We start from the raw sequence: 11181 nt of genomic DNA on the forward strand, positions 1-11181 counted from the left end.
ATTACGGTTAGTCCTGTTAGAAAGGAATTCCAAGAGACTGTTCTCTCTTTTCTAAATCAACAAGAATGGAGGTAAAGAAATGAGACAATCATTAGAAGAAATCTTAATGGATTTCTTTATGGAACATGAATCTGAAAGTTTCTCTGTTCAAGAAATTAGCGAGCATTTCGGATTTACAGGTTCAAAGGACTTTAAGATTTTAGTGAAACAATTAGCTGACCTCGAAGATTCTGGAAAAATTGTATTAACACGACAAGGTAAATTTGGATTCAATCAAAAAAATCGCATATTGGAAGGAACATTCCGATTAAATGATAAAGGGTTTGGTTTTGTAACAGTTGAAGAAGGCAAACCAGATATTTTTATACCGAGAACGGATGTCCATGGCGCTATGGATGGAGATACTGTTGCAATTCGTATCGTTCAAGAAGAAAATCCTTATAATGATAAAGCAGCAAGCGGAACAATTGTAAAAATCCTAGAACGCGCTGTGAAGCAAGTGGTGGGGATTTATACACGTTACCCATCGAAGATTATGATGCAAACAGGCTATTGTGGCGAAATTGCATTAAAAGATTCTAAATTAAAGAAAACGAAATGTTATGTTACAAGAAAGGGATTAAATCCAGTTGACGGAACCGTCGTGATTGCCGAAGTGGAACATTATGAAACAGAGCGTCACGAACTCGTCTTGAAGGCGCATATCGTCAAAGAAATTGGCTATAAAGACGCTGTCGGTATGGATATTTTAATGATTTTACATCAATTAAAAATCCCAACAGTATTCCCAGATTCAGTTTTAGAGGAAGCCAACCATGTGAGTGAAACAATCTCACCAGAAGAACTTGAAGGGCGTGTAGATTTACGCCAAGAATTAACCGTGACGATCGACGGAGCAGACGCCAAGGACTTAGATGATGCGGTCGCTCTTGTCAAACGCGAAGATGGAACCTTTGTTTTAACGGTATCCATCGCCGATGTTTCTTATTATGTAACGGAAAATTCAGAGATGGATAAAGAAGCATTTGAACGCGGAACGAGTGTGTATTTAACAGATCGTGTGGTTCCAATGTTACCGCAAAGATTATCAAACGGAATTTGCTCGCTACATCCATATGAAGAACGTTTAACATTAACAGCTCGTATGGAAATCGACCGTAGCGGAACGATATACCAGCACGAAATTTTCCCGAGTGTGATTCAATCGAATAAGCGATTAACTTATGATGAAGTGAATGTATTATTCAATACGAATGAAGCTTCTGAAAAAATCACACCAGAGATAGCCGAGATGCTCTGGAACATGAAGGAATTACATACGATTCTTGAACGTAGACGTATGGAGCGTGGAGCGATTGATTTTGATACACAAGAAGCAAAAATTCTTGTGGATGAAAAAGGAGTTCCAACAGAAATTGTAATCCGTGAACGTGGTGTAGCAGAGCGACTCATTGAGTCCTTTATGCTGGCAGCTAATGAAACAGTAGCTCGTCACTATGAACAATTGAAGGTGCCGTTCATCTATCGTATTCACGAAAATCCAGATAACGAAAAACTACAACGATTCTTAGAGTTTATTACCGCATTTGGAATTACGATTAAAGGGAAGAACGATTCGATTACACCGAAGAAGTTGCAAAAGGCCTTGAATGAAGTGCGCGGTGAGCCGTATGAAGCTGTAGTATCAACGATGATGCTCCGTTCAATGAAGCAAGCCAAATACGATATTATGCCAACGGGACACTATGGACTTGCAGCTGAAGATTATACGCACTTTACTTCGCCCATCCGTCGTTATCCAGACTTAATCGTTCATCGTATGATTCGCCATTACGGAAAACATCCAGGTCACTTATCTAAGAAAGAAGAAACGCTTTTGGAAGATAAGTTGCAACAAATTGCAGACCAATCGTCTCGTATGGAGCGACTTGCGGTACAGGCGGAACGCGATGTGAACGCATTGAAGAAAGCCGAATATATGCAAGATAAGGTTGGAGAGGAATTCGATGGTATCGTAAGTTCAGTCACAAAATTTGGGATGTTTGTCGAGTTGGCGAATACCGTAGAAGGATTAATTCATATTTCTCACTTGAAACAAGACTACTTTAACTTTATTGAAAGCCATATGATTTTACTTGGCGAACGTACGGGTGTAAGTTACCGTATTGGGGACCGTGTTCGTGTGAAATGTGTGAAAGTAGATGTGGAAGCTAGAGAAGTCGATTTCCTACTCGTAGAAGATGCAAAATTGGCTAAAACTGAACGACCAAGGAAAGGCGAACGCTTTGATGATAATGCTTCTAAGAAAGGCAAAAAATCAAAAGGACGCCAACGCTTTAAAAAAGCCATTAAAACGAAAAAGAAAAGACGCTAGGAGGTTCGTGAATGCCTAAAGGAACGAACGATAAAGTGCTCGCACAAAATCGAAAAGCAAGTCATGATTATACGATTCTTGAAACGATTGAAGCTGGGATGGTCTTAACTGGAACAGAAATCAAATCCGTTCGTCAAGCGCGCATCAATTTAAAAGATGGATATGTGAGCTTGAAACAAGGAGAGGCTTTTCTTGTAGGGGTTCATATTAGTCCGTTTGAACAAGGAACCCTCTTCAATCATGACCCATTAAGAACGAGAAAATTATTGCTTCATAAAAAGCAAATTAATTATTTGCTTGAACAAGTAAAGCAAGCCGGAAATACAGTAGTGCCGCTTAAGGTCTACATTAAGAATGGAGTTGCGAAGTTATTAATCGGAGTTGCGAAAGGGAAGAAAAATTACGATAAACGTGATGCCTTAAAGCAAAAGGATATGAAACGCGAAATCGACCGTGCGATGAAAGAAAGATATTAAATGAGAAAAAGCTGGACGTTTGTCCAGCTTTTTTAGTTTTAAGAAAATTTAAAATTAATAGATTTGTTTATTTTGTAGATTTATTTCATATTGGTTTCATATTGGGAATGCAAAATGAAATCACGGATAAGGAAAGGAAGTGAGCAAATGGATTGGAAGAAACGCGCTGGAGCATACTTAATCAGAAAGAAAATTCGGACAGGAATTTTGTTTTTCATTATGGTACTAATTTCTTCAGCAGTATTAGCAGTTCTTTCGATGCAAGAAAGTACTGGGAAGGTTGAAGAGAAACTCCTTAGTCTTTCAAATTCAGGCTTTCAAGTTGAATCAATCTTAAATGATGGGGGGATACAAAAGAAGCAATTAACTCAAATTGAGAAAACAGATGGAGTTAAAGATGTTCAATATGAATACGATGCAGTAGGACAATTACAAGATGCTAAAGCTGTTCAAAGAGAACAATCTGTTCAACTAGATCAAGGAAATCTCGGTGAGCTAGTAGGTGTTCGAGGAGTTAGTGATAGCAATAATGAAATGAATTTTGCTAGTGGAGCATTAAATATTCAAAGTGGGAGAGCACTAACAAAAGAAGATCGAAATAAAGTTCTTATTCATGAAGAGTTAGCGAAAGAGAACAACTGGACGGTTGGCTCTAAAATCAAAATGAAATTGTTTAAGAATGGAGAAGAAGGTGGGGGCTCTTATGATGAAATCACTGTTGAAGTCGTTGGGATTTTCAACGGAAAATTATCAGAGCAATCTACAGGGCTCACAAGTGATTTAACTGAAAATCGTATGTATATGGATTATAAAACGAGTCAGTTATTAGCAGGAAATAAGGAGTCGAATGAAGTTGTTCATAGAGCAATCTATACTGTAAAGAATCCTTCACAACTAGATTCTGTGATTAAAGAAGTAAAAAAACTTTCACTAAATTGGGAAACTTTACAATTATCCAAAAATGAACAAGTTTTTGAACAAGTATCAGGTCCGATTTCAAATTTTAAATCATTAATGATGTTATTAACGGGATCTGTGTTCGCATTAGCAGTCATTATATTATTCTTAATTTTATTATTCACCTTACGTGAAAGAATCCATGAATTTGGAATATTATTATCTCTTGGTATTTCAAGAGGAAAAATTATTAGTCAAATTTTACTGGAGCTGTTTACGATTGCTTCAGGAAGCTATTTAATCGCATTATTCTTTGGTGAGTTTGTGGCAAATCAATTTTACTCAGGATTGATTTCATCAGATGATATACCTGCTCAGGTCAAATCATTATTTGAATCCAGTTTACCTCAGCTAACACTAATGGAGGGTGCTAAAACATTAGTCATCGTCATTGTCATTATTGTATTAGCAGTACTATTTAGTACAGCCGTAATCTTAATGAAGAAACCAAAGAAAATATTAAGTCAAATGAATTAAAGGAGTGGTCTTATGTCAGTGTTATCATTAGAAAATATTTACTATCGTTATGAGAATGCACAAAAATATGTATTAAAAGATTTAAATGCACAGTTTGAGGAAGGAAAATTTATTGCTGTTGTTGGTAAATCGGGTGCGGGGAAATCAACATTCTTATCTTTATTAGCAGGATTAGATAGCCCAACAAAAGGAAAAGTGCTATTTAAGGGAGAAGATATTGCAAAAGGTTCCTACAGTGATCATCGTAGAGATCATATTTGCTTAGTTTTCCAAAACTACAATTTGATTGATTACTTAACACCGCTTGAAAATGTCAAACTTGTGAACGAAAAAGCGGATAAAGAAATTCTTCTAAAATTAGGCTTAGGAGAAGAACTGATTCATAGAAATGTATTGAAACTATCAGGTGGACAACAACAACGTGTAGCTATTGCTAGAGCTTTAGTATCCAAAGCGCCAATCATTTTAGCCGATGAGCCAACAGGAAACTTAGATGAAGGAACAGCTGCTGAAATTATTGATATTTTAAAAATGGCTGCTCATGAAAGCGGAAAGTGTGTAGTTGTAGTGACTCATAGTCCGCAAGTAGCTGACGCTTGTGACGAAGTTCTTACACTTGAAGAAGGACAATTAAAAAAATCAAAAGGAAAGAAGGGGTGAGATAAATGAGAATTATTCAAAATGCTTGGGCATATGTGACTAGAAAGAAATTTAAATCGTTCATAATTTTCTTTATCTTATTCAGTATGGCAACTGTTGCTTTAAGTAGTTTATCTGTAAAACATGCGACAGACACAGCTGCCAAAGAAACTTTTAAATCGATTAATTCGTCTTTTTCAATGCAAATTGACCGTCGCCATAATCAAGGGACTGCTCGTGGTGGGGGGAACTTGAAGGGGAAAGATATTAAAGCCATTGAAGGGATTGAAGGGGTCCAAAAAGCCATTAAACGAATGGAAGTTGTAGCGGACTTAGTAGATCAAGAATTAATCCCTGCTCAAGGTGTTAAATTGGATGCCAACCGTGTGAAACGTTTTGGAAAAGCTGCGATGGTAACAGGAATTAATGATTCAAGTATGGATGAACGTTTTGCGGCTCAAACATTCACGTTAACATCTGGAAGACACATTACAGATTCAGATACGAACGTTGCAATGGTTCATGAAGACTTTGCTAAGAAAAACAATTTAAAAGTTGGAGACAAGATTAAATTAAAATCCAATATTTATGATGCGGATAATGAAAAGAAAGCAAACAACGAAACTGAAGTAACGATTGTCGGAACATTTAGTGGAAAAAATAAGGGAAGAGTAACAGCTCCTCAGGAACTATACGAAAATACAATTTTAACAGACTTAAAAACAAGTCGTTTAATGTATGGGTTTAGTGAAGAAGATGGCACCTATTTAGATGCAACGTTCCTAGTTTCAGGAGAATATGACATCGATAAGGTAATGGAACAAGCTAAAAAATTAGGAATTAATTGGAAAGCTTATACATTAGTGAAAAGTAGCCAAAACTATCCAACTTTACAAAAATCAATTAACTTGGTGTATGGCCTAACGAATAAATTATTCATCGGAAGTCTAATTTTCTCTGCGATTATTTTAGTATTAATCTTGTTCTTGTGGACAAACAGTCGTCGTAAGGAAATTGGTATTCGATTAGCATTAGGAATGACAAAGAAAACGATTATTACACAAATGCTATGCGAAGTAGGAATGGTAAGTATTGCAAGCTTTGGGGCAGCCTTTTTAGCAGGTGGTCCTGTCAGTGAATGGATTGGAAAATTAATTTTAGGACAAGTGAATAGTAGTTTAGGAACTCAACTTGCCAACGAAGCAAAATCAGCTAACTTAGGTGGAGGTGCTGCAGTAGATGGATTTAATAAGACGCTAACGGAACTATCAGTAACAGTTTCAAATATGGACAAAGGAATCGTTATTGGACTTGGATTAGTGGTTATTGTCATTGCGGTATTCCTTGCGAGCGCATTGATTTTACAAAAATCTCCGAAGAGCTTGTTACAGGATACGGAATAAAGGTAGTTTACAATAGTAAAGATTGTTATAATAGAAAGAGAGGTGATGTTTTTGAATTTATTAATTGTTGAAGATGAAGAGGCTATTCGAGAAGGTGTTCGAGAATTTTTAAGTGAACAAGGATTTACAGTCTTTGAAGCTTGTGATGGTGTCGAAGCGCTCGAAGTATTTAACCGAGAATCCGTTGATTTAATTCTATTAGATATTATGATGCCCCGAAAGAATGGATTTGAAGTATTAGAAGAAGTTCGACAGAAAAGTAATGTCCCAATATTGATGTTAACAGCCTTACAAGATGAGGAGACTCAAGTAAAAAGTTTTGAATTACTAGTGGATGGATATATTCAAAAACCATTTTCTCTAATGGTCCTTTATAAAAGGATTGAGGCTTTACTAAAAAGACATTATGGAGAAGTTGAAACCTGGAGTTATCAGGATACAAGTGTTAATTTTACGCGATTTGAAGCGTATGTAAATAATCAATTAGTAGAAGTGACCGCTAAAGAACTGTCGATTCTAAAACTGCTTGTGAAGCATGAGGGACAAGCTTTGAGCCGTTCACAAATTTTAGATCATGTTTGGTCTAACCATGAAGACCCACCATTTGATCGAGTCGTGGATGTTTATATCAAACAACTACGTAAAAAGCTAAAATTAGATTGTATTGTCACTATTAAAAATGTTGGATATAAATTGGAGTTAAAATGAGAAGATTAAAACTATTTCCAAAAATTTTCATTTATACTTTTAGTATATTAATATCACTCGTTGCGGTTGCTCATTTATTCTTATATTTTGCTTTCCCGCATTTTTACATGCAAGAACGGCAGCAAGAACTGAGTAGAAAAGCAGATGTTCTTGTAGAGAGTCTTTCTCAAGTGGATGAAAAGGGAGCTGCTTCGGCGCTACAAGTGTATGCCAATAATGAAGGTATAACAGCGTATTTGAAGCATGAAAGCACTGGAGAAAGTGTAACTTTAGGAGCAAAATTACCAATAGATGAGAACAGCAATCAACATTCTGTGATTATCGAAGACCGTGAAGTCACGACTAAGGATGGAAAAAAACTATTTATTCAAGTGGTTTCAACGACTGAAATGGTAAAACAAGCCACGCGAGTCACTTTCCATTATTTACCATTGTCTTTAGCTATCTCGATATTTACCGCAGTCATATTCTCTTATATCTATGCAAGAAAACTCTCAAGACCTCTGATGAGAATGTCTCGAGTTACAGAGAAAATGATGAACTTAGAAAGAGATGCGGCCTTTTTAGAACCAAGTTCGGATGAAATTGGACAAATGGAAGTACAAATTAATGATTTGTATCAACATTTATTATCGGTAATTGATGAACTAGAAGAAAAGAACAAAAAAATGATTCGCTTAGAAAAAACAAAAGTGGATTTTCTTCGTAGTGCCTCGCATGAGTTGAAAACACCACTTGCTAGTTTGAGAATTATGCTAGAAAATATGAGCCTTAATGTAGGGAAATACAAGGATCGAGATAAATATTTAGTAGCTTCACTTGGCAAAGTGGACCAGTTATCGGTGTTAGTTCAAGAGATATTGGAACTTTCAAAATTACAAGAAAGCACAATGGAAAAGCAATCGATTCAACTAGAAAGAATGATTCCTATTTGGAACAAAGAATTTAAAATTTTAGCACAAGAAAGAAATTTAATTATTGAAACGGATTTAGAATCTTCAACAATAGAAATGAACCAAATGGCCTTCCAAAAAGTTTGGAATAATTTGATGATTAATGCGATTCGTTACTCGAATGAAGGAGGTGTTATCAAAGTTTCTGCTAAAAATCATATTTTAAGAATAGAGAATCCTTGTCAACCTCTGACGGAGGAAGAAATAGAGATGGCATATTCATTATTACCATCGACAAGTAATAAAGGAAGTGGTAACGGGGTAGGATTATACATTATCCATCAATTATTAAAACAAGAAGAAATTAAACATCGCTTTTATGCAACCAAAACAGGTATGTGTTTTGAAATAGAAACAGAATAAAAGCAGTATGGAAGGAGTGTCGTTTATTGGATTAATGAAAAAGCTGGATTATCTCTTTTAGGAGATAATCCAGCTTTTTTTGTAATGGAACGGTAATGTTAAAAATAAGTAAATTAGAAAATATTTTCACAAAAACGCTTACATTTAAAGCGTTTTCGTGTATAATAAAGATATCAATAAAAAGATAGGAAGGTTGATATTATGGCAACAATTGATCGTTTCGCTACAGACACTATACGCAAGAGCAATCCGCATCTTTCGCAATTGAAGGCAACTATTGAACCAGCTTTTTATTCGAACAATGCGACTGAAATTCCGACTCTGGCAGAGGCGTATGAATTAGCGTCACATGCACCCAATACAACCGTATTAGATGCATTCGTAGCAAATGCGAAGGATTTAGGATTACCAGAGGATGCGCATATTCTTTCGGTAGTGGATGGGAGTGTCGTTGGACGTACGGCAAAAGCTCGTCGAATTTTAGGAAATAATCCAGCAGAAGATGCAAAGATTATTTCGATTATTCGCGACGAAATTTATAACAGCGCTTTTAAACCCTTTATTAAAGGAACAGCTATTGTAGGTCTTGATGAAGACTTCATGGTGAAGGCACATATCACAATGCCTAAAGAACACATTAACAACTTGTACTCATGGTTATTGAACTTCCAAATTTTCAATGACCAATATAAGAGACGTTATGATGCGTCTAAACAATATGACGAAAATGATATTTTCATTTTCTTCGATCCAACTTGGAGACATCCTGATTACCCAGATGGATTAGCATTCTTTGATACAAAACATAACTGTGCTGCAATTTTAGGAATGAGTTATTTTGGGGAAATCAAAAAAGGAACGTTAACATTAGCATGGGCAACTGCCGCTCGTAACAACTACGTTTCTTGCCACGGTGGTTTGAAGATTTTCCGTAAAGAAGGCGCTTCTTACGTTGCAAGCTTCTTCGGATTATCTGGATCAGGGAAGTCTACATTAACACACGCTAAACATGACGATAAATACGACATTGAAGTATTACACGACGATGCATTTGTGATTTCGGTAGAAGATGGTTCATCTGTAGCTTTAGAACCTTCTTACTTCGACAAAACAAATGACTATCCAGCAGGTCACAGAGAACAAGATTACTTCGTAACGGTTCAAAACTGTGGTGTGACTCTGGATGAAAACGGCCGTAAAGTATTAGTGACAGAAGATATTCGTAATGGTAATGGACGTACGGTTAAATCTCGTTATTCTACACCAAACCGTGTTGATAAGATTCAAGAACCAATTCAGTCTATTTTCTGGATCATGAAAGATGATGCACTACCACCATTAGTAAAAATCACAGATCCACGTCTTGCATCAATTTTAGGATGTACATTAATGACAAAACGTTCTAATGCTGAAAATACAGGAGCTGGGGCAAACTTAGATGCGCTTGTTATCGAACCATACGCAAACCCATTCCGTGTATATCCATTAGTAGAAGACTACGATAAATTCAAAGCCTTATTCGACAAAAATGTGGATTGTTATATTATTAATACTGGAGACTTCTTGGGCAAAAAAGTGACGAAAGAAGTGTCTCTTGGTGTGATTGAAACAGTAGTAGATGGCAAAGCAAAATTTGAATTATTTGGTGGCCTTCCAGGAATGGAATACTTACCAGTGGAAGGTTATGAAGTTCCTGAAATGAATGGTGAATACGCTGAATTAATTCGTGACCGTATGCAATTCCGTTTAGACTACTTGAAAGCATTTAATGATGCGAATCCAGAACATCAAATTCCAACAGATGCACTAGAAAGCATTAAGACAATCGAACGCTTTATCGACGTATTATAGTGGGAGGAGTGTTCGGTGATGACAAGAAAAATAGGAATTACAGATACAATCTTACGGGATGCCCATCAATCGTTGATGGCAACCCGTATGCGAATTGAAGATATGCTCCCTGTTTTAGATCAACTGGATGAAGCAGGATTTGCCTCTTTAGAATGTTGGGGTGGGGCAACGTTTGACGCCTGTATTCGTTTCTTAGACGAAGACCCATGGGACAGACTTCGCACCTTGAAAAAACATTTAAAGAAAACACCGCTTCAAATGCTGTTACGCGGACAAAATATTTTGGGATATCGTCACTATGCCGATGATGTTGTAGAAAAATTTGTCGAAAAATCAGCAGAAAATGGGATTGATATTTTCAGGATTTTCGATGCGTTAAACGACGTTCGTAACTTGGAAGCTTCACTAAATGCCGTGAAGAAGACAGGTAAAGAAGCGCAAATGACAATCTGTTACACGATTAGTGATGCGCATACGATTGACTATTACAAAGAACTAGCAGCTAAAATGCAAGAAATGGGTGCGGATTCTATCTGTGTGAAAGACATGGCTGGAATTTTAACACCAGCTCGTGGTATTGAGCTTGTTCGTGCATTAAAAGAAGTGATTACTGTTCCAATCGTTGTACACACTCACTGCACAAGTGGTATTGCGCAACTCACTTATCAAGCAGTCATTGAAGCTGGTGCGGACCGTATCGACACAGCTCTTTCACCACTCAGTGAAGGAACTAGTCAACCGCCTACGGAATCGTTAGTGATTGCGCTTCGTGAACTTGGCTATGACATCTCCGTTGATTTGGCAAAATTAGAACCAATTGCAGACCACTTCCGAGTGATTAAGGATAAATACATTAAAGACGGGACACTGAATCCAAAAATGTTAACACCGGACCCACGTGCGCTGTTATATCAAGTGCCCGGCGGAATGTTATCAAATATGTATTCTCAATTAACTCAAGCAGGTGCAACGGATAAATA

9 protein-coding genes are annotated in these 11181 nt (G+C 36.7%); all 9 read left to right on the top strand.

The window, feature by feature from the left end; genetic code table 11:
• The first annotated feature begins 79 nt into the window (after positions 1 to 79).
• Positions 80 to 2374 (top strand): ribonuclease R, encoded by a 2295-nt coding sequence (gene rnr, locus Q0594_RS03095; protein ID WP_298729550.1) that lies wholly within the window; start codon positions 80 to 82, stop codon positions 2372 to 2374.
• An 11-nt stretch (positions 2375 to 2385) separates the two neighbouring features.
• Positions 2386 to 2850 carry an SsrA-binding protein SmpB gene (gene smpB / locus Q0594_RS03100; RefSeq protein WP_005604901.1) on the top strand — a complete coding sequence of 155 codons (465 nt, stop codon included), beginning with the start codon at positions 2386 to 2388 and terminating at the stop codon, positions 2848 to 2850.
• 147 nt (positions 2851 to 2997) lie between these two features.
• A complete protein-coding gene (locus tag Q0594_RS03105; protein WP_298729551.1) occupies positions 2998 to 4284 on the top strand; it encodes an ABC transporter permease in 1287 nt (428 codons plus the stop codon).
• A gap of 12 nt (positions 4285 to 4296) precedes the next feature.
• Positions 4297 to 4944 carry an ABC transporter ATP-binding protein gene (locus Q0594_RS03110; RefSeq protein WP_005604905.1) on the top strand — a complete coding sequence of 216 codons (648 nt, stop codon included), beginning with the start codon at positions 4297 to 4299 and terminating at the stop codon, positions 4942 to 4944.
• A 5-nt stretch (positions 4945 to 4949) separates the two neighbouring features.
• The gene (locus tag Q0594_RS03115) at positions 4950 to 6326 is read left to right on the top strand and encodes an ABC transporter permease (RefSeq protein ID WP_298729552.1); all 1377 of its coding nucleotides are present in this window, start codon (positions 4950 to 4952) and stop codon (positions 6324 to 6326) included.
• 51 nt (positions 6327 to 6377) lie between these two features.
• Positions 6378 to 7034 carry a response regulator transcription factor gene (locus Q0594_RS03120; RefSeq protein ID WP_039848833.1) on the top strand — a complete coding sequence of 219 codons (657 nt, stop codon included), beginning with the start codon at positions 6378 to 6380 and terminating at the stop codon, positions 7032 to 7034.
• Positions 7031 to 8350 (top strand): HAMP domain-containing sensor histidine kinase, encoded by a 1320-nt coding sequence (locus Q0594_RS03125; RefSeq protein ID WP_298729553.1) that lies wholly within the window; start codon positions 7031 to 7033, stop codon positions 8348 to 8350. The genes Q0594_RS03120 and Q0594_RS03125 overlap by 4 nt, the downstream gene beginning before the upstream one ends.
• 201 nt (positions 8351 to 8551) lie before the next feature.
• Complete coding sequence (locus Q0594_RS03130) at positions 8552 to 10201, top strand: phosphoenolpyruvate carboxykinase (ATP) (protein WP_298729554.1); 1650 nt, start codon at positions 8552 to 8554, stop codon at positions 10199 to 10201.
• An 18-nt stretch (positions 10202 to 10219) separates the two neighbouring features.
• The coding region (locus Q0594_RS03135; RefSeq protein WP_298729555.1) for a pyruvate carboxylase subunit B at positions 10220 to 11181 on the top strand (962 nt) is incomplete at its 3' end.

It is taken from the genome of uncultured Granulicatella sp., assembly GCF_938030755.1.
Classification (GTDB): Bacteria; Bacillota; Bacilli; order Lactobacillales; family Aerococcaceae; genus Granulicatella.